Genomic DNA, 19,400 nt, shown 5'->3' with positions numbered 1-19,400 from the left:
GCCTTAGCTGTCTGCCTTGTCTGCTGATTCGGCTGCGGATTGGCCTGTCTTGGCCGCCGGCAGTTCGGTACGAATGGCCAGCTCCGTCAGCGAGTCCGGGTTGGCCAGGCTGGGGGCATCGGTCAGCAAACAGGAAGCGGTGGTGGTTTTCGGGAAGGCAATCACATCACGAATGTTGTCGGTGCCGGTCAGCAGCATCACCAGACGATCCAGACCAAAGGCCAGACCGGCATGGGGCGGCGTGCCGTACTTCAGGGCGTCGAGCAGGAAGCCGAACTTCTCCTGCTGCTCGTCGGCGTTGATGCCGAGCAGACGGAACACGGTTTGCTGCATCTCGTTGTTGTGGATACGCACCGAGCCACCGCCCACTTCGTAACCGTTGATCACCATGTCGTAGGCATTGGCCACGGCCGCGGTCGGGTCGGCTTCCAGCGCCTCGGCACTGATGTCCTTGGCGGCGGTAAAGGGGTGGTGCATGGCGTACAGACGGTCGTCTTCTTCCTCGAACATCGGAAAGTCGACCACCCACAGCGGTTTCCAGCTGTTTTCAATCAGGTCCAGATCCTTGCCCAGTTTCAGACGCAGCGCGCCCATGGCATCGCTCACCACCTTGGCGGAGTCGGCACCGAAGAAGATGGCATCGCCATCGGTGGCGCCGGTGCGGGCCAGCAGCTCGGTGACGATCTCTTCGCTCAGGAACTTGGCGACCGGCGACTGTACGCCTTCCAGCCCCTTGGTGGCGTCGTTCACCTTGAGCCAGGCCAGGCCCTTGGCGCCGTAGATACCGACGAACTTGCCGTACTCATCGATTTGCTTGCGCGACAGTGCGGCACCGCCGGGCACCTTGAGCGCGGCCACGCGGCCTTTGGCATCGTTGGCCGGGCCGGCAAACACCTGAAAGTCGACGTTCTTCACCAGATCGGCGACATCCACCAGTTCCATGGCGATACGCAGATCCGGCTTGTCGGAGCCGTAACGGCGCATCGCCTCGGCATAGCTCATCACCGGGAATGGGCCCAGATCCACGCCGGCCACGTCCTGCCACAACTCGTGCACCAGCTGTTCCATCACTTCCCGCACCTGCTCGGCGCTCATGAAGGAGGTTTCCACATCGATCTGGGTGAATTCGGGCTGGCGGTCGGCACGCAGGTCTTCGTCGCGGAAGCACTTGACGATCTGATAGTAACGGTCGAAGCCGCTCATCATCAGCAGCTGCTTGAACAACTGGGGCGACTGGGGCAGCGCGTAGAAATAACCCTTGTGTACCCGGCTCGGCACCAGATAATCGCGCGCGCCTTCCGGCGTAGCCTTGGTCAGCATCGGGGTTTCGATATCCAGGAAGCCCTGCTCGTCCATGAAACGGCGCACCCGGCTGGTGACCCTGGCGCGGGTTTTCAGGTAACGCGCCTGCTCGGGACGGCGCAGATCCAGGTAACGATACTTGAGACGCTGCTCTTCCGAATTGTTCTGGTTGAAGTCGAGCGGCAACGGCTCGGCCTTGTTGATGATGGTCAGTTCGTGGGCGAAGATTTCCACCGCACCGGTGGCCATGTCCTTGTTCACCTGAGACTCGGGACGGGCACGTACCACGCCGGTCATCTGGATACAGAACTCGGCACGCAGCGACGACGCCTTGTCGTAGGCCTCGGCCTTGTCCGGATCGAAGAACACCTGCACTATGCCTTCCCGATCACGCATGTCGATGAAAATCAGACCGCCCAGATCACGACGGCGATGTACCCAGCCACTTAACGTCACGCTCTGGCCAACCAGGGCGGCGTCAACCTGCCCGCAATAATGAGTGCGCATGGAGTCTTCCTATGGTGTTGTCACGCAGCCAACCGGCCGCGAGGCATGAATTTGTCAGTAAATAGCGCGCTAGTATAATGGAAAACCCGAAGGGCCGTAAAATCATGTCTTTATAAAGACGGGAATGGGGATTAGGGACTGGGCAGTGGCAAGTACAAACACGCCGCGGGTTCCTGATCCCGATTCCCCAGTCCCGAGTCCCGTTGTTGAAAGGAAAAACATGTCGTTATATCTGGGCCTCAGCCAGTGGTCCCATCCCGCCTGGCCCGGTCAGCTGCTGGGCCGGGAGCTCAAAGCCACCGAGCATCTGCTCGACTACGGCCGCGTGTTCAATGCGGTCGAAGGCAACACTAGTTTCTATGGTGTGCCCGATGGCGCCAGCCTGCAGCGCTGGGCGGCGCAGGTGCCCGAAGGTTTTCGCTTTACCTTCAAGTTTCCCTCCACCATCAGCCACCAGGGCCGGCTGGCCGACAACATCGCGCCGGCACTGGACTTTATCGAGCAGCTGGCACCGCTGCGCCGGCAACTCGGCATGCTGATGCTGCAGCTGCCCGCCGCCTGCGGGCCCGAGCAACTGGAGGGGCTTGAACAACTGCTGGCCGCGCTGCCCGACGACATCGACTACGGGGTGGAAGTCCGTCACCCGGCCTTCTTCGCCAAGGGCGAAGCCGAGCGTATGCTCAACCGGCTGCTGCTGGAACGGGGGGCCAACCGCATCATCATGGACTCGCGCCCGGTGTTTTCCCGTCCCCCGACCACCCCGGCACTGGCCGATGCCCAGCAGAAAAAACCGAAAGTTCCGGTGCATATCATCAGCACCGGCAACACACCGGTCATTCGCTTCATCGGTCACCCCGAAACGGAGCTGAACCGTCCCTTCTGGCAACCCTGGGTACCGCGCATCCAGGCCTGGCTGGAGGAAGGCAAGTCTGTGTACCTGTTTGTACATACCGCCGACAACCGGCTGGCCCCCCAACTGGCCGCGGAGATAGCGAACGCCCTGCACCAGCCGCTGCCCGAGTTTCCCGGACTGGCCCCCGGGCCTCAGGGCTCGCTGTTTTAAAAAATAAATGTTTACCGCCCCTTGTCACCTGCAAGACATCACCCCGCGCTTCTTTTACAATAGCCGCCATTGTGTGCAGCCACTGCTGCCGTACGCCCAAGGCCGTTATTACCAAAACCATGCAATCTAAAGATCACATCTTCGCCGCTCCCATCGCCCAGCTCGGTGACTTCTGTTTCGACCAGAATGTCGCGAGGTGTTTCCGGACATGATCAAGCGATCCGTGCCCGGATATTCCAATATCATCTCCGCCATCGGCATGATGACCAGCCGCTTCGCCCAGCCCGACAGCCAGCTCTATGATCTGGGCTGTTCGCTCGGCGCCGCGACCCAGGAAATGCGCCGCAACCTGAGCCAGCCGGGCTGCCGCATCATCGCCGTGGACAATTCCGCCGCCATGCTGGAACGGGCTGCCAGCCACCTGGCCGCGTTCAAGTCGGAGGTGCCCGTCACCCTGACCGAAGCGGACATCTGCGACATCGAGATCGATAACGCCTCCGTGGTGGTGCTGAACTTCACCCTGCAGTTCATTGCGCCCGAGCAACGCGAAGCCCTGCTCGGCAAGATCTACCGCGGGCTGAAGCCCGGGGGCGTGCTGATCCTGAGCGAAAAGTTCATCAGCACCGACGACACCGTCAACGAGCTGCTGATCGACCTGCATCACGACTTCAAACGTGCCAACGGCTACAGCGAGCTGGAAATCAGCCAGAAGCGCACCGCGCTGGAAAACGTGATGCGCCCGGACACCCCCGACCAACACAAGGCGCGGCTGCGTCGGGTGGGCTTTGCCCATGTGGATCTGTGGTTCCAGTGCTTCAACTTCGGCTCCATGGTGGCCATCAAATGATCGATTTCAGCGATTTCTATCAGCAGATTGCCAAAAGCCGGCTGAGCCACTGGCTGCACTGCCTGCCCGGACAATTGCACGACTGGCAAAAAACGCACCTGCATGGCGATCTGGCGCGCTGGGTTCGGGCTCTGCACAAACTGCCGAAGATCACCACCGAGCATATCGAGCTGGTCGATGGCGTCAGCATCGGTCGCGAGCGAAATAAGCCCGGGCGAACAAAAGAAAATCGAAAACCTGCTCGGCCAGTTTCACCCCTGGCGCAAGGGGCCGTTCGACATCTACGGCCTGCACATCGATACCGAGTGGCGCTCCGACTGGAAATGGGACCGACTGGTACCCCACATCAGCCCGCTCAAATATCGTTATGTGCTGGATGTCGGCTGTGGCAGCGGTTATCACCTGTGGCGCATGATGGGTGCCGGCGCCAAAATGGCGGTGGGTATCGACCCTTCCCAGTTGTTTCTGTGCCAGTTTGAAGCGATAAAACACTTCGCCAATGGTTATAACGGGATCCAGGTATTACCCTTGGGCATAGAAGAGCTGCCCGAACTCAGGGCCTTCGATACCGTCTTCTCCATGGGTGTGCTCTATCATCGCCGCTCGCCCATCGACCATCTGCTGCAACTCAAGGCGCAGCTGCGCGGTGGTGGCGAGCTGGTACTGGAAACGCTGGTCATCGACGGCGACGAGCATCAGGTGCTGGTGCCGGGCGAGCGCTACGGCAAGATGCGCAACGTCTGGTTTATTCCAAGTTCCGCCGCCCTGGTCGGCTGGCTGCAGAAATGCGGTTTCGAAAACATACGGGTGGTGGACGAAAGCACGACCACCCTGCAGGAACAAAGACGCACCGACTGGATGCGCAACGAATCGCTGGCAGATTTTCTGGACCCCCAGGATGCCAGTAAAACCATCGAAGGCTATCCGGCCCCCAAACGGACGATAATCATCGCCAACAAGCCGGTAGACCCACAATACCAACAACAAGAGGGAAGCTATGAATAACGTCGCGACATCACTGGTATTACCGCTGTTGCTGACCGCCTGTGTCAGCCAGACGTCACCGATGGACGCGCAGCCCGAGCCCCAGCCTGTAACCCAGGCCCAGCTCGATGCTACCCTCGCCAGCTTCGAAGCCCGGCTGGAAGACACCATGTTCCAGCAAAATGCGCAGCTCAGCAGCAACCATCATGCCTTTATGACGGCACTGCAACAGGATATCAAGACATTGAAAAAACGTATCATGACGCCGCCTCCCCTCCCTCCTCGGCCAACTGCTCCGCCGCCGCCAGACACGGCCGAGTACCCGGAGAATGAAACCCGGGACGGCAAACTGGTAGTAGGCGAAACCGAAACCGTCTGGCTGGATGCGGTCAGCGACAGCTTCCCCGCCCGTATCGATACCGGTGCCACCACCTCCTCGCTCAGCGCGCAGGACATCACCGTATTCGAACGCGACGGCAAGCCCTGGGTCAGTTTCAATCTGGCCCACGAAGGGGTGGAAGAAAAGTTGTCGGTCGAAACCCCGCTGGTACGTTATGTACGTATTCGCCAGGCGTCTGCCGACAGCGCCGAGCGTCGCCCGGTGGTGGCGCTGACCATGCGTCTGGGCCGACTGTCGGAAAAAACCGAGTTCACCCTGACCGACCGTAGCCAGATGACCTATCCGGTGCTGCTGGGCCGGGAATTTTTAAAAGACATCGCCGTGGTCGATATTGCCCGCCAGAACGTGCAGGGCAAGCCTAAGCGTCCGACTTCAGCCAACGAGTAACCCTAATGTACTCACGCAAACCCTTTTATATCATCGTCGCCGCCCTGTTCCTGGTTGGCCTGGCATTGATGCTGCACCGTCACTTCGTGTACGAGGTGCCCTGGCTGCCTGGCGAAAAACGCCAGATCTGGTCCATTGAAGCCAAGGTGGAATTTGAAGCCGATGGTCAGCCGGTGAAGGCCTCGCTGGCCATTCCCGGTAGTCAGCCCGGCTTTACCCTGATGAACGAGTCCGCCGCCTCCCCGGGCTACGGTCTGTCGTTTATCGAAGCCAACGGCAGCAGCCGGGCCGAGTGGTCTATTCGTACCGCATCGGGCCCCCAGGAATTGTATTACAAGGTCGACATGATGCTGGATCCCTTCGCCAGGGGGCCACTGTCGACCAAGATCCCGGCCATGATGCCGATAGACGTGGCCGAGCCCTATGCCACCGCCATGGATCAGGTGCTGTCGCTGGCCAAGGAGCGCTCCTCCGATGGCATCACCCTGACCCGGGAGCTGCTGAAAGAGCTGAACAACCGTGGTCAGAATGCCGAGTTGCTGGCCCAGTACAAGGCACCCGGCCCGCTGCTGGTTGAGCTGTTGCACCGCGCCGACGTGCCGGCGCGGCTGCTCAAGGGGCTGCAGCTGGAAGACGGTCGCCGCCGTCAGCCGCTGATCAACATAGTGCAGGTGTACAACGGCGACCAGTACGAAATATTCAACCCGGTCACCGGCGTGCAGGGCCGTCAGGAACAGCTGCTGCTGTGGGAATATCATTCCGCACCGGTACTGGATCTGGTGGGCGGCAGCAGTTCCCGGGTCACCTTTACCATGCTGGAGCAGGAGCAACCGGTAAACGTAGCACTGGCGAAGAAATTCGATCAGCCGCACTGGATCAACGTGTCACTCTACAACCTGCCGCTGGAAGAGCAGGCCCTGTTCAAGGGCATATTGCTGATCCCCATCGGCGTCATGGTGGTGGTGTTCCTGCGTATTATCGTCGGCATCAAAACCTCCGGCACCTTCATGCCGGTGCTGATCGCCATGGCCTTTATCCAGACCAGCCTGCTCACCGGCCTGGTCGGTTTTCTGCTGATCGTCGGCACCGGCCTGGTGCTGCGCTCCTACCTGTCACACCTCAACCTGTTGCTGGTGGCGCGAATATCGGCGGTGATCATCATGGTCATCGGCATGATAGGCTTCTTCAGCATCGTCGCCTATCAGCTCGGCCTGACCGAGGGCATGAAGATCACCTTCTTCCCGATGATCATCCTGGCCTGGACCATAGAGCGGATGTCGATTCTGTGGGAAGAAGAAGGTCCCAAGGAAGTGGTCAAGCAAGGTGGCGGCTCGCTGATGGTCGCGGTAGTGGCGTTTCTGGCGATGAACAGCGAGCTGGTACGCCACCTCACCTTCAACTTCCTCGGCCTGCAGTTGATCGTGATGGCAGCGGTGCTGCTGCTGGGCAACTACACCGGTTACCGCCTGACCGAGCTCAAGCGTTTCAAGCCCCTGGTTGACGAACTGCATGTTGACGAAAAAAAAGTCGGGTGAGCAGAAGCATGATTAAGCGCTGGCTTGAACAATACGCCTCCCCCTTCGCCCTCGGCAAGATGGGCATCATGGGCATGAACCGGCGCAATATTTCCTATATCAGCCGCTATAACCCGCGCCGGCTCTATCCGCTGGTGGATAACAAGCTGAAAACCAAGGAAATTGCGCTGAATGCAGGCGTCACTGTGCCGGACTTGATCGGCGTGATCGAATTTCAGCATCAGGTCAGTCACCTGTGGGAGATGGTCAAGGACTGGCCCGGCTTCTGTATCAAGCCCGCCAAGGGTTCCGGCGGCAAGGGCATAGTGGTGATCGTCAACCACGACCGGCAAAGCTTCGTCAAACCCAGCGGCAAGGCAGAAACTATCGGCGATCTGGAACGGCACGTGTCCAACATTCTGGCCGGGCTGTTCTCGCTGGGCGGCAAGCCGGACGTGGCGCTGATTGAAGCCTTGATCAACTTCGATGATGTGTTCGACGGTTTCTCTTATGAAGGCGTGCCCGACACCCGGGTGATCGTGTTCAAGGGCTTCCCGGTGATGGCGATGATGCGGCTGTCGACCGATGCCTCCGACGGCAAGGCCAACCTGCACCAGGGTGCCGTGGGAGTGGGGCTGGACATCAACACCGGTCGCGCCATCCGCGCGGTGCAGTTCAACCTGCCGATCCGCTATCATCCGGACACCGGCCGGGACCTGCTTGAACTGAAAGTCCCCTACTGGGAACAACTGCTGAGCCTGTCGTCGTCCTGCTACGAGATGTCCGGCCTGGGCTATATCGGCACCGACATGGTACTGGACAAGCAGAAGGGCCCCATGCTGCTGGAGCTGAACGCCCGCCCGGGGCTGGCGATTCAGACCGCCAACGGCGCCGGCCTGGTGCCTCGACTGCGCAAAATCGAAAGGCTGGGCAAGAAGATCACCCTGACCCCGGAAGAACGGGTCGCCTTCTCGCGCAAGGAGTTTGCCAGCGAAGTCGAGTCGTAAGGCGCCCACTAATACGCCGTAAACCAGTAACACGGCGTAAACCGGCCGTCCCCCGTCATCTCCGCGAAGGCGGAGATCCATGGCCTAGAGCACTGGACTCCCGCCTTCGCGAGCATGATGACAAAAACGCCTGACGCGCAGTCGGCTTACAAAAACGGCGCCGGGGTTGCCCCCGGCGCCGTTTTTTCACTTCACGCCTAACACCTCACGGGTTTTACCCCTCCGGGGTTTTACAGCCGGGTCTTGCGCTTCTGGCGTTGGCCGGTGCTGCGCGCGCGGGCCGGGGCGGGCTTTTTCGGGGCCGCTCCGGCACCTGCGCCCTCGCCTTTCACCCGGGAGTTATGCTTGCGTACCGCCTTGCGGATTTGCGCCACCTGCTTGTAACGGTCGGAGGCGTGCACATCGACCTTGCTCTGCTCTTCGGCGGTCAGTCCCACCTCATTACGCAGGTAGTTCACCTGCTCCAGCGCCATTTCGGCCCAGCCGCCACGCGGCAGGTTACGGGGCAAATCAATCTTGCCATAACGCACCCGGATCAGCCGGCTGACCTGCATGCCCTGCGATTCCCACAACCGGCGCACTTCCCGGTTGCGGCCTTCTTTCAGGGTAACGTGGAACCAGTGGTTCATGCCCTCGCCACCGTTGTACTTGATGGTGTCGAACTTGGCCATACCATCTTCCAGCATCACCCCCTTGCGCAACCGTTGCAGCATGGCTTCGTCCACTTCACCGAACACCCGCACCGCGTATTCCCGGTCGATTTCATGACGCGGGTGCATCAGCCGGTTGGCCAGTTCACCATCGGTAGTAAACAGCAGCAAACCGGAGGTGTTCACGTCCAGCCGGCCCACCGCCACCCAGCGTGCGCCTTTCAGCTTGGGCAGACGGTCGAACACCGTGGGGCGCCCCTCCGGATCCTTGCGGGTGCTCACCTCGCCTTCCGGCTTGTGGTAGGCCAGCACCCGACAGATGATCTCGCCTTCGGGCTGGGTGTCCACCACATGGCCATCGACCCGGATTTGCTCGCTGCCGGTGACTCTGTCACCCAGATGCGCCACGTTGCCGTTAACACTGACCCGTCCCTGGCTGATCAGCGTTTCAATTTCGCGGCGTGAGCCCTTGCCCGCGCGCGCCAGTACTTTCTGCAGTTTTTCAGTCATGTCATTCACTTATTCAAAGGGACTAATATCGCCGGCGCCTTCGCGCACGATAACGGGAACATCATCATACAGGTCCACTACAGTGGTCGGCCTGGGATCCAGTACGCCACCGTCGATAATGAGATCCACCTGTTTTTCCAGCTTTTCACGGATCAGATGCGGATCGTATTCCGCCTCGGTTTCACCGGGCAGGATCAGGCTGCAGGACATCAGCGGCTCGCCCAGGGCTTCCAGCAGACCCAGGCTGATGGCGTTGTCGGGCACCCGCAGGCCGATGGTCTTGCGCTTGGGGTTCTGCAGCCGCTTGGGCACTTCCTTGGTGGCCCGCAGAATAAAGGTGTAGGCACCGGGAGTATTGTTTTTCATCAGCCGGAAGGCGACATTGTCGACCCGGGCGTAAAACGACAGCTCGGACAGGTCCCGGCACACCAGGGTAAAGTTGTGTTCCTTTTCGATTTTGCGGATACGACAGATACGCTCCATGGCGTTCTTGTCGCCCACCAGGCAGCCGATGGCATAGCCCGAGTCGGTGGGATACACCAGCACCCCGCCCTGACGAACAATGGCCACCGCCTGATTCATCAGCCGTGCCTGGGGGTTGTCGGGGTGCAGTTCAAAATATTGGCTCATAATTCCTCCCGGAATGATTTAGATAAAGCGTGTCCATACGGCAGTGGCTTCCTTCGGCAACCACAGCTGCCGACCCAGCTCCCGCCACTGGCTGGGGTAATGAAAGTCGGAACCTACCGAGGCTTCCAGCTGATGTTCCTTGCTCCATTGCCCCAACGTAGCACGTTCTTGCGGACTCTGCTGGGCCATGGAGACTTCCATCGCATCGCCACCCGCCTCGGCGAAGGCCGCCAGCATTTTCTTGATCCATTTGTTGGATAACTCGTAGCGGGTCGGGTGCGCCAGCACCGCCACGCCGCCGGCCTGATGAATGGCCGCAATGGCGTCATCGAGCGAACACCAGTTGGGCGGCGCATAGCCGGTATTGCCCCGGCTCAGAAATTTCTTGAAGATCTTGGGAATCGAATCCGCGGCTCCCTGGCTCAGCAGCCACTTGGCCATGTGGGTGCGGGTAATGGGCGCGTCGCCCGCCAGCGCCCGGGCCCCTTCATAGGCGCCGGGAAAGCGCGCCTTTTCCAGCCGCTCGGCCATCAGCCGGGCCCGCTGATCACGGCGCAGCTGCTGTTCGGCCAGCAGCCCATTCAGGCCCGCATGGTGCCGTTCGACATTGAGCCCCACTACATGGATTTCCAGCGCCTGCCACAGGCAGGAGATTTCCACACCGTTGATCAGGCGCACGCCATGGGCGTCGGCCGCCAGGGCCGCTTCTTCCAGTCCGGCGAGGGTGTCGTGGTCGGTCAGCGCCAGCACATCCACCTCTTTTTCGGCGGCCCGGGCCATCAATTCGGTGGGCGTCAACTGGCCATCGGAGGCGGTGGAATGACTGTGCAGATCGATTCGCATAAAAAATCCTGTGTTCGGGGTTGACTTGCACCCCCGAATATCGTTTTACTGTACCCAGTTTCTGATTAACGAGAAGAGCGCGATGTTTAAGCAAAATTCCACTCTACGCATTATCTGGTGGTGGCACACTCCCTAATCGCGGGTGGTGTGATTTGCTGTATTCGTCTTAAAGTCTCAGCGAACATAAAAGCCCGCAACCTTGCGGGCTTTTTTATTATCCAGCAAAAGGTGATGCGATGAAACCGAGCAAGACAGTTTTTTGGCGATGGCAAGCCGGACCGATGCATACCCCGACACAACCGATGTTTGTGTCCATCACCGATGACGACATTGCCAGCCAGGTGATCAGGCAAATCCCTGATGACCGCGACTAACTAAAAAAGGAAAACAAGATGGCGCATGGTCAGCTCCACGTATTACTGCAAGATGCCCCTTATACCGACGATCCGCTCGCGTTATTCGCAGCCCTAACCCACCCCGGCGACAACAGCATGCTGCTGGAGTCCGCCGAAATCGACACCAAGGCCGGTACCCAGAGCCTGCTGATGCTGGATGCCTGTGTGCGCCTGGTGTGCCAGCATCACCAGGTGACCCTGACCGCCCTCAACGCCAATGGCCTGCCCGCCCTTGAGCTGCTCGAACAGACACTGGGCGGCGAACGCCACCAACAACAGCTGGTGGTGACCCTGCCCCAGGCCGACGCCAATCTGGACGAAGACAGCCGCCTCAAGGCCCCTTCCGTGCTGCAAACCCTGCGCCTTATCCTGACTCGCTTCACCGCCAGCCAGGGCCAGCAGCACCTGTTCATGGCCGGCACCTTCTCCTACGACCTGATTGCCTCCTTCGAGCAATTGCCGGAGGTGAATGAGGGCATCAACCACTGCCCCGATTTCTGCTTCTATCTGGCCGAAACCCTGATCACCCTGGATCACAAGCAGGAAACCGGCCGGCTGTCTGCCTGTGTGTTCGACCCGGCCGAACAGGCCCGGCTGCAGGCCCGGCTGGATCAACTGGCCACCGCCTGTGGCCAGACACATCCGGAGCCCCAAGCCGGCGAACGGCTACAGGGCAAGATACAGGCCAGCAAGAGCGATGCGGAATTCCGGGCCGACGTCGAGAACCTCAAACAGCACATTCTGGCGGGCGATATCTTTCAGGTGGTGCCGTCGCGCAGCTTCAGCCTGCCCTGCCCCCATCCGCTGGCCGCCTATCGCAAGCTCAAGCAGACCAACCCCAGCCCCTATCTGTTCTATGTGAACGATCAGGACTTCACTCTGTTCGGCGCCAGCCGGAAAGCTCGGTCAAGTTCGACCACGACAGCCGTCAGGTAGAAATGTACCCCATCGCCGGCACCCGCAAGCGCGGCTTCAACCCGGACGGCAGCATCAATCTGGACTTGGACGGCCGCATCGAGCTGGACTTGCGCCAGGACGCCAAGGAAACCGCCGAACACCTGATGCTGGTGGATCTGGCCCGCAACGACATCGCCCGCATCAGCGAGCCGGGCAGCCGCTATGTGAAGGATCTGCTGAGTGTGGATCGCTACAGCCACGTCATGCACCTGGTGTCGCGCGTGGTGGGTACCCTGCGCCATGATCTGGATGCCCTGCACGGCTACCAGGCCTGCATGAACATGGGCACCCTGACCGGCGCCCCCAAAATCAGCGCCAGCGAGCTGATCCGCCAGGTGGAGCAGCAACGCCGGGGCAGCTACGGCGGCGCCGTGGGCTACATCAACGGCCAGGGCGACATGGACACCTGCATCGTCATTCGCTCGGCCTTTGTCAGCAACGGCGTGGCCCACGTACAGGCCGGCGCCGGCGTGGTGTACGACTCCAACCCCCAGTCGGAAGCCGACGAAACCCGCAACAAGGCGGCGGCGGTGCTCAATGCCATCGCCCTGGCCCACGGCACCACTCTGGCGGAGGTGAGCCATGACTAATACTGCTGTTAGTACCGTATTCCTGCTCGATAACTACGACTCCTTCACCTACAACCTGGTGGATCAGTTCCGCACCCTGGGCGCTACCGTGCGGGTATATCGCAACACGGTGCCGGTGGCACAGTTGCTGGCCGCCATGGAACAGGCCGAACGTCCGGTGCTGGTGCTCTCGCCCGGCCCGGGCAAACCTGCCGATGCCGGCAACATGCCGGCGCTGATCAGGGAATGTCAGGGTCGCTTCCCCATTCTGGGTATCTGTCTCGGCCATCAGGCGCTGGTGGAACATTACGGCGGCACCGTGGAAAGCGCCGGTGAAATCAGGCATGGCAAGAGCTCGCTAATTTCTCACAGCGGCAAAGACATGTTCGCCGGCCTGCCCCAGCCACTGCCGGTGGCTCGCTATCATTCCCTGGTGGGTACCAATATCCCCGCCGGCCTGGAAGTGATTGCCGACTATCAGGGCATGACCATGGCGGTACAGGACAAAGCCAACCGGGTGCTGGGCTTCCAGTTTCACCCCGAGTCCATCATGACCACCGACGGCGCCCGTCTGCTGGCCCAGAGTCTCGATTTCATTACCACACAGGAAACTGCCGCATGAACCAGGCCATGGAACAACTGTATCGGGGTGAAAACATCAGCCGGGAGCAGTCTCAGGAACTGTTCGGCCAGTTGCTGCGCGGCGACATGGACCCCATCGTCATCTCTTCGCTGCTGACCGCGCTCAAGATCAAGGGCGAAAGCCCGGAAGAAATTGCCGGCGCCGCCAGCGCCCTGCTGGCCGCCGCCAATGCCTTTCCGCGGCCGGACTACGCCTTCTGCGACATCGTCGGCACCGGCGGCGACGGCATGAACACCATCAACGTGTCCACCACCTCGGCGCTGGTGGCCGCCGCCTGCGGCATCAAGGTGGCCAAGCACGGCAACCGCGGCGTATCCAGCAAGTCCGGCTCGTCCGACCTACTGGAACAACTCGGTATCCGCCTCGACATTAGCCCGGACACCGCCCGCCGCTGCCTGGACGAAGTGAACGTCTGCTTCCTGTTTGCGCCCCACTACCATGGCGGCATTCGCCATGCCATGCCGGTACGCCAGGCCCTGAAAACCCGCACCATCTTCAACGTGCTGGGCCCGCTGATCAATCCGGCCCGGCCCGACTTCATGCTGCTGGGGGTCTATTCCGAACAGCTGGTGCGGCCCATCGCCGACACCCTGCTGGCCATGGGCCTCACCCGCGGCATGGTGGTGCATGGCAGCGGCCTGGACGAAATTGCCATTCACGGCCCCACTCATGTGGCGGACATCAAGGACGGCCAGGTAACGGAATACGAGATCACCCCCGAAGAGCTGGGCCTGACGCGGTTTGACATCGGCGCCATCGAGGGCGGCAGCCCGAGCGAAAACAAGGAGGTGACCCTGGCCTTGCTGAACGGAGGGGGCACCGAAGCCCAGCAGGGTGTCATTGCCATCAACGTGGCCCCGCTGCTGCTGATGAACGGCCAGGTCGACAGCCTGAAAGAAGGCGTTGAGCAGGTGCTGGCTGTGTTAAAATCCGGCCAAGCAATGGATGTAGCCACCCGACTGGCGGAGTTGAGTCAATGTTAAGTACCGTTCTCGGCAAGATTGTTGCCGACAAGAGAATCTGGGTAGAAGAACGCAAGCAGACCCAGCCGCTGAGCAGTTTTGAAGCCGAACTGGTGCCCAGCGATCGCCCCTTTGTGGCGGCCCTGAGCGCCGGCAAGCCGGCCTTTATTCTGGAATGCAAGAAAGCCTCGCCGTCCAAGGGGCTGATCCGGGAAGACTTCGATCTGGACGCCATCGCCGCCGTTTACGGCCGCCATGCCTCGGCCATTTCGGTGCTGACCGACGAGAAGTATTTTCAGGGCAAGTTCGAATTCGTGACCCGGGTGCGCGGTCAGGTGAAGCAGCCGGTGATCTGCAAGGACTTCATCATCGATCCCTACCAGATCAAGCTGGCCCGCCATCACCAGGCCGATGCCATCCTGCTGATGCTGTCGGTACTGAACGACGATGAATATCGCCGGCTTGCCGCGGTGGCCCGGTCCCTCGACATGGGCGTGCTCACCGAAGTCATCAGCGAAGAAGAAGTGGCACGCGCCATTGCGCTGGATGCCAAGGTCATCGGCATCAACAACCGGGACCTGCGCGATTTGAGTATCGATCTCGATCGCACCCAGGTGCTCTCCGCCCTTATTCCCGACGATCGCATCGTGATATCCGAGTCCGGCATCTACCACCACGGCCAGGTAAAGGCGCTGTCGGCCCATGCCGACGGTTTTCTGGTGGGCAGCTCGCTGATGGCAGAAGACGATCTGGAGCTGGCCGCCCGCCGGCTGATCCTCGGCGACAACAAGGTCTGCGGCCTGACTCGCCCGCAGGACGCCGCCGCGGCCCACCAGGCCGGTGCCGTGTTCGGCGGCCTGATCTTCGTGAGCAAGAGCCCGCGCTGTGTGAACCTGGAGCAGGCCAGAACCGTGATGGCCGCCGCACCGCTGCAGTATGTGGGCGTGTTCCAGAACCACGCCGTTGACGAGGTGGCCAGCACCGCCCGCGAGCTGGGCCTGGCGGCGGTGCAGCTGCACGGCGATGAAGACGACGCCTACATCGGCGAGCTGAAACAACAGCTGCCCGGTGTTCCGGTGTGGAAGGCGGTGCCGGTAACCGACCGCCTGCCCGCCCTGCCGCAACAGGCCGACCGACGGCTGTTCGACACCAAAACCGGCGGCCAGAGCGGCGGCACCGGCCAGGCTTTTGACTGGTCACTGCTGAATGACATCGACAAGGCCAATGCCATGCTGGCCGGCGGTCTGACCCCGGATAACGCGGCCGATGCCGCCGCCCAGGGCTGCATCGGCCTGGACTTCAATTCCGGCGTGGAAAGCGCCCCCGGTCAGAAAGACGCGGCAAAACTGAAAAACGCCTTTGCCACTTTGAGACATTACGGACGCAGGACAACCAAATCATGAGCTTACTGAACCCCTTTTTCGGCGACTTTGGCGGCATGTACGTGCCGCAAATCCTGATGCCGGCGCTGCTGCAACTGGAACAGGCCTTTGTGGATGCCCAGCAGGATCCGGAATTTGACCGCGAGTTTCGCGAGCTGCTGAGCGAATACGCCGGCCGCCCCACCCCGCTGACCCGGGTACGCAACCTGGCCGCCAACACCAAGACCCGCATCTACCTGAAGCGGGAAGATCTGCTGCACGGTGGCGCCCACAAGACCAACCAGGTGCTGGGCCAGGCCCTGCTGGCCAAGCGCATGGGCAAGAAGCGCATCATCGCCGAAACCGGCGCAGGCCAGCACGGCGTGGCCACCGCCCTGGCCTGCGCCCTGATGGGCATGGAGTGCATCGTCTACATGGGTGCCAAAGACTGTGAACGGCAGAAGCCCAACGTATTCCGCATGGAGCTGATGGGCGCCAAGGTGATACCGGTTCACTCCGGCTCCGCCACCCTCAAGGACGCTTGCAACGAGGCGCTGCGTGACTGGACCGCCAACTACGACACCACCCACTACATGCTGGGCACCGCCGCCGGCCCCCACCCCTTCCCCACCATAGTGCGCGAATTCCAGCGCATGATCGGTGAAGAAGCCAAGGTACAGATCATGGAGCACGAAGCGCGCCTGCCCGACGCGGTGATCGCCTGTGTGGGCGGCGGCTCCAACGCCATCGGCATGTTCGCCGATTTCATCGATGAAGAAAGCGTCAAACTGATCGGCGTGGAGCCCGCCGGCAAGGGCATTGAAACCGGCGAACACGGCGCCACCCTGGGCGAAGGCACCAAGGGCGTGTTCTTCGGCATGCTGTCGCTGATGATGCACGACGCCGACGGCCAGGTGGAAGAGTCCTACTCCGTCTCTGCCGGGCTGGACTTTCCCTCGGTCGGCCCCCAGCACGCCTACCTGGCCACCACCGGCCGGGCCCTGTATGTGTCGGTGACCGATGACGAAGCACTGAACGCCTTCCAGGCACTGGCCCGCAACGAAGGCATCATTCCGGCGCTGGAGTCTTCTCACGCTCTGGCCTACGCCCTGAAAATGGCCGAAGCCGAGCCGGAAAAAGAACAGGTGCTGGTGGTCAACCTGTCCGGTCGTGGCGACAAGGACATCTTTACCGTCGCCGATATTCTGGAACAGCAAGGAGAAATGAAATGAGCCGCTACGACCGCCTGTTTGACCGTTTGAAGGCAAAGAACGAAGGCGCCTTCGTGCCCTTCGTGACCCTGGGCGATCCCACCCCCGAGCATTCACTCAAGGTGATTGACGCCCTGGTGGCCGGTGGCGCAGACGCCCTGGAGCTGGGCATTCCCTTCTCCGATCCGGTGGCCGACGGCCCCACCATTCAGGACGCGACCCTGCGCGCCCGGAGTGCCGGCACCAACTCGCAAATCTGTTTCGAGATGCTGAAAAAGGTGCGGGAGAAATACCCCGAGCTGCCCATCGGCCTGCTGGTGTACGCCAACCTGGTATACGCACCGGGGCTGGACAGCTTCTATGGCCGTGCCGCCCAGGCCGGTGTGGACTCGGTGCTGGTGGCCGATGTGCCGCTGGAAATGGCCGAGCCCTTCAAGGCCGCCGCCGACCGGGCCGGCATAGAGACCATTTTCATCGCCCCGCCCAACGGTGACGAAGCCACCCTGAAGGCGGTGGCGGAAATGGGCTCCGGCTACACCTACCTGCTGAGCCGCGCCGGCGTAACCGGCACCGAAACCAAGGCCGGCAAACCGGTAGACACCCTGCTGGCCACCCTGAAGCAATTCAAGGCACCGCCCTCGCTGCTCGGCTTTGGTATCTCCAGCCCCGAGCAGGTACGCGACGCCATTAGCGCCGGGGCCGCCGGCGCCATCTCCGGCTCCGCCGTGGTCAAGCTCATCGAACAGAACCTGAACAACCCCCAGGCCATGCTCGATGCCCTGACCGGCTTCGTGCAAGAGATGAAGGCCGCGACCAGGCCGCTGTAAGCCCGGAAGCTGGAAGTGATAGCAAGTGAAGAGCTTATATCAAAAAGGCCCGTGAAGGGCCTTTTTGAATCTTAGTGAGCTGCTAGAGCTGTGTAGACTTTCGGGTCATCCTGAATCGTAGCAAGCACCTTGGCTGCTAGCCCTGCTGGATTACGGCGTTTGCACTCCCAGCTCTTGATTGTGTCTACGCTTACGCCCATCGTTGCAGCAAATTCGGCCTGAGTTACCTTAAGCACATCTACACGAATTGCCTTAACATCGGCAATCTCGTAACGGGTTACACGGGCGGGCTCTTTGCGACCATGTTGAATTTCTACCGCTTCCTCAAGGGAGGCTTGAAGTTCGTTAAAAATGCTCATTTGTCCTCTCCTTTAAGTGTTTGAACTAGTTTTTTTAGCTGAGACTTCTCTTCATTTGTTAAGCTGTCTTTAACTGATTTCGGATAAGCCAGCACCAAGAAAATTTTGTCGACGTGGGTAAGGACGTAAAGCACCCGTACACTGCCGCTCTTACCCTTGTTGCCGACTGCCATCCGAACCTTTCGTAGGCCGCCGGTATCCCTGATAATGTCGCCCTTTTCAGGCTGAGCAATGAGCTCTACTTGCAAATCCTTTAGTTCGTCGTCCGTTGCAAGCTCCTTGATCTGTTTGGTAAAGATCGAGGTTTCTACGAACTCAATAGCATGACTCACTAAGAGAACTTCCTACGCCATCACATCAAGTGTACAGGGTACACCACACTAACACGGCAAGCAACGTTGATATAGTATGAATCATTATTACTCTTGATCTGGCCTTCGTGAGCCTGATGCGTTTGCTGAGTGCCGGGACTGGCCATACACTACCACTCCTGCTCCCATCCCACGTTATTACTGGGCTGATCCCTTTCTGCCAGATGCAGCTCCAGCCCCATTTCAGACAACAGCTTGAACAGGGTTTCCAGTTTGGTGCCATCCGGATTATTTTCAAACGCGGAAATCGTCGATTGCTTGATAGCAGCCTGCTCAGCCAGAGCCTGCTGGCTGAGTTTACGCTTTTTACGCTCATCCCGAATTGCATGGGCCAGCATGTTGGCGGTAGTAATACGCAAATTATCCCCTCCAGCAAATAAAATAACCTTAACCGCTATAGAGGATAAAATCAATTTTATCCTCTTTAAGGGATAACCTAACCATTCCCGATATCCAGTTTCCGTAGGCGCCCATTCATGCGGCGCAAACCCTCAGCTGATACCTCGGCGTTGTTGTAGGCCCCGTTTCAACGGGGAGATCTTTCCATCACCGGCAAGATTACCCGAATAAATTCGGGTCTACAGCGGACTGATTTTGTCTTACGCCTTACCGCTGTCTTCAATCCCGAAATAGCGCTTGTGCAATTCACGGATCTGCCCGGCCAGTTCGGGCACCGGACCCGCTACGTCAATTTCCGGTGCCACTTCGTTGATGGCCAGCGGCTTCACCGGCGAGTTAGACAGCCCCCACTCGGCACACCATTCGGTAAACTGCGCCGCCGAACTGGCATACACAATGCGCCCCAACCCGGCCCAAGCGTGAGCCGCCGCACACATGGGGCAATGCTCCCCCGAGGTATACAGGGTGGTTTGCGCCCGCTCGGTTTCACTCAAATGCTCGGCGGCCCAGCGTGCCAGCGCAATTTCCGGATGCCAGGTGGGTTCATGACTGTGAATGCGGTTGTGATCCTCCGCCAGCACGGCGCCGGTGGCCGACACCAGCACGGAACCAAAGGCCATGTCGCCCCCGGCCAGCGCCTCTTCCGCCAGTGCCACACAACGGCGCAAATGCCGTAAATCCTGATCGTTCAAAGCCATTAGT

General features: G+C 60.3%; 18 protein-coding genes, 3 pseudogenes and 1 other annotated feature. Of the genes and pseudogenes, 13 read left to right on the top strand and 8 right to left on the bottom strand.

What is annotated here, in order from left to right; all coding sequences use genetic code 11:
- Positions 1-3 precede the first annotated feature (3 nt).
- Positions 4-1,809 (bottom strand): aspartate--tRNA ligase, encoded by a 1,806-nt coding sequence (gene aspS / locus BFR47_RS08155; RefSeq protein ID WP_071472599.1) that lies wholly within the window; start codon positions 1,807-1,809, stop codon positions 4-6.
- A gap of 220 nt (positions 1,810-2,029) precedes the next feature.
- Here aspS and BFR47_RS08150 point away from each other — a divergent pair, with 220 nt between their 5' ends.
- The 6 genes and pseudogenes from BFR47_RS08150 (at position 2,030) to BFR47_RS08125 (ending at position 8,011) form a co-directional block, all read left to right on the top strand.
- Complete coding sequence (locus BFR47_RS08150) at positions 2,030-2,872, top strand: DUF72 domain-containing protein (RefSeq protein WP_071472598.1); 843 nt, start codon at positions 2,030-2,032, stop codon at positions 2,870-2,872.
- 119 nt (positions 2,873-2,991) lie between these two features.
- A pseudogene (gene cmoA / locus BFR47_RS08145) lies at positions 2,992-3,719 on the top strand (carboxy-S-adenosyl-L-methionine synthase CmoA).
- Positions 3,716-4,724 (top strand): annotated as a pseudogene (cmoB, locus tag BFR47_RS08140) (tRNA 5-methoxyuridine(34)/uridine 5-oxyacetic acid(34) synthase CmoB). The pseudogenes cmoA and cmoB overlap by 4 nt, the downstream one beginning before the upstream one ends.
- The gene (locus BFR47_RS08135) at positions 4,717-5,490 is read left to right on the top strand and encodes an ATP-dependent zinc protease family protein (protein WP_071472597.1); all 774 of its coding nucleotides are present in this window, start codon (positions 4,717-4,719) and stop codon (positions 5,488-5,490) included. Before cmoB ends, BFR47_RS08135 begins: the two are co-directional and overlap by 8 nt.
- 5 nt (positions 5,491-5,495) lie before the next feature.
- Complete coding sequence (locus tag BFR47_RS08130; RefSeq protein WP_071472596.1) at positions 5,496-7,025, top strand: inactive transglutaminase family protein; 1,530 nt, start codon at positions 5,496-5,498, stop codon at positions 7,023-7,025.
- A gap of 8 nt (positions 7,026-7,033) precedes the next feature.
- Positions 7,034-8,011 (top strand): alpha-L-glutamate ligase-like protein, encoded by a 978-nt coding sequence (locus BFR47_RS08125; RefSeq protein WP_071472595.1) that lies wholly within the window; start codon positions 7,034-7,036, stop codon positions 8,009-8,011.
- A gap of 230 nt (positions 8,012-8,241) precedes the next feature.
- Here the strand turns inward: BFR47_RS08125 and rluB are convergent, their stop codons facing one another.
- The 3 genes from rluB to rnm are packed head-to-tail and all read right to left on the bottom strand — an operon-like array spanning position 8,242 to position 10,644.
- Positions 8,242-9,171 carry a 23S rRNA pseudouridine(2605) synthase RluB gene (gene rluB / locus BFR47_RS08120; protein WP_071472612.1) on the bottom strand — a complete coding sequence of 310 codons (930 nt, stop codon included), beginning with the start codon at positions 9,169-9,171 and terminating at the stop codon, positions 8,242-8,244.
- Between the two features lie 9 nt (positions 9,172-9,180).
- Positions 9,181-9,801: an L-threonylcarbamoyladenylate synthase gene (locus BFR47_RS08115; protein ID WP_071472594.1), complete on the bottom strand. Its 621-nt coding sequence runs from the start codon at positions 9,799-9,801 to the stop codon at positions 9,181-9,183.
- 18 nt (positions 9,802-9,819) lie between these two features.
- Positions 9,820-10,644 (bottom strand): RNase RNM, encoded by an 825-nt coding sequence (gene rnm, locus BFR47_RS08110; RefSeq protein WP_071472593.1) that lies wholly within the window; start codon positions 10,642-10,644, stop codon positions 9,820-9,822.
- Positions 10,645-10,756: 112 nt separating this feature from the next.
- Positions 10,757-10,859, top strand: a sequence feature (Trp leader region).
- 21 nt (positions 10,860-10,880) lie between these two features.
- Here rnm and BFR47_RS17980 point away from each other — a divergent pair.
- The 7 genes and pseudogenes from BFR47_RS17980 (at position 10,881) to trpA (ending at position 17,569) form a co-directional block, all read left to right on the top strand.
- The gene (locus BFR47_RS17980; protein WP_175514080.1) at positions 10,881-11,018 is read left to right on the top strand and encodes a hypothetical protein; all 138 of its coding nucleotides are present in this window, start codon (positions 10,881-10,883) and stop codon (positions 11,016-11,018) included.
- An 18-nt stretch (positions 11,019-11,036) separates the two neighbouring features.
- Positions 11,037-12,586 (top strand): annotated as a pseudogene (locus BFR47_RS19430) (anthranilate synthase component 1).
- Entirely contained in the window at positions 12,579-13,187 is a 609-nt protein-coding gene (locus BFR47_RS08100; RefSeq protein ID WP_071472592.1) for an aminodeoxychorismate/anthranilate synthase component II, read from the top strand. The pseudogene BFR47_RS19430 and the gene BFR47_RS08100 overlap by 8 nt, the downstream one beginning before the upstream one ends.
- Complete coding sequence (gene trpD / locus BFR47_RS08095) at positions 13,184-14,191, top strand: anthranilate phosphoribosyltransferase (protein WP_071472591.1); 1,008 nt, start codon at positions 13,184-13,186, stop codon at positions 14,189-14,191. Before BFR47_RS08100 ends, trpD begins: the two co-directional genes overlap by 4 nt.
- A complete protein-coding gene (trpCF, locus tag BFR47_RS08090; protein WP_071472590.1) occupies positions 14,185-15,573 on the top strand; it encodes a bifunctional indole-3-glycerol-phosphate synthase TrpC/phosphoribosylanthranilate isomerase TrpF in 1,389 nt (462 codons plus the stop codon). The genes trpD and trpCF overlap by 7 nt, the downstream gene beginning before the upstream one ends.
- Entirely contained in the window at positions 15,570-16,763 is a 1,194-nt protein-coding gene (trpB, locus tag BFR47_RS08085) for a tryptophan synthase subunit beta (protein ID WP_071472589.1), read from the top strand. Before trpCF ends, trpB begins: the two co-directional genes overlap by 4 nt.
- Positions 16,760-17,569 (top strand): tryptophan synthase subunit alpha, encoded by an 810-nt coding sequence (trpA, locus tag BFR47_RS08080; RefSeq protein ID WP_071472588.1) that lies wholly within the window; start codon positions 16,760-16,762, stop codon positions 17,567-17,569. The genes trpB and trpA overlap by 4 nt, the downstream gene beginning before the upstream one ends.
- A gap of 71 nt (positions 17,570-17,640) precedes the next feature.
- Here the strand turns inward: trpA and nadS are convergent, their stop codons facing one another.
- The 4 genes from nadS to BFR47_RS08060 all read right to left on the bottom strand — a co-directional run bounded on the left by nadS (position 17,641) and on the right by BFR47_RS08060 (position 19,396).
- Positions 17,641-17,928 carry a NadS family protein gene (nadS, locus tag BFR47_RS08075; protein WP_071472587.1) on the bottom strand — a complete coding sequence of 96 codons (288 nt, stop codon included), beginning with the start codon at positions 17,926-17,928 and terminating at the stop codon, positions 17,641-17,643.
- Positions 17,925-18,260, bottom strand: coding sequence for a type II toxin-antitoxin system RelE/ParE family toxin (locus BFR47_RS08070; RefSeq protein WP_071472586.1), 336 nt, complete (start codon positions 18,258-18,260; stop codon positions 17,925-17,927). The genes nadS and BFR47_RS08070 overlap by 4 nt, the downstream gene beginning before the upstream one ends.
- Before the next feature lie 149 nt (positions 18,261-18,409).
- Complete coding sequence (locus BFR47_RS08065; RefSeq protein ID WP_245748857.1) at positions 18,410-18,712, bottom strand: helix-turn-helix domain-containing protein; 303 nt, start codon at positions 18,710-18,712, stop codon at positions 18,410-18,412.
- A 186-nt stretch (positions 18,713-18,898) separates the two neighbouring features.
- Positions 18,899-19,396 (bottom strand): nucleoside deaminase, encoded by a 498-nt coding sequence (locus BFR47_RS08060; protein ID WP_071472584.1) that lies wholly within the window; start codon positions 19,394-19,396, stop codon positions 18,899-18,901.
- Between the last annotated feature and the right edge of the window lie 4 nt (positions 19,397-19,400).

Source organism: Oceanisphaera psychrotolerans, from assembly GCF_001870485.1.
GTDB classification, from domain to species: Bacteria; Pseudomonadota; Gammaproteobacteria; order Enterobacterales; family Aeromonadaceae; genus Oceanimonas; species Oceanimonas psychrotolerans.
This window is presented reverse-complemented; position numbering and strand designations above follow the sequence as displayed.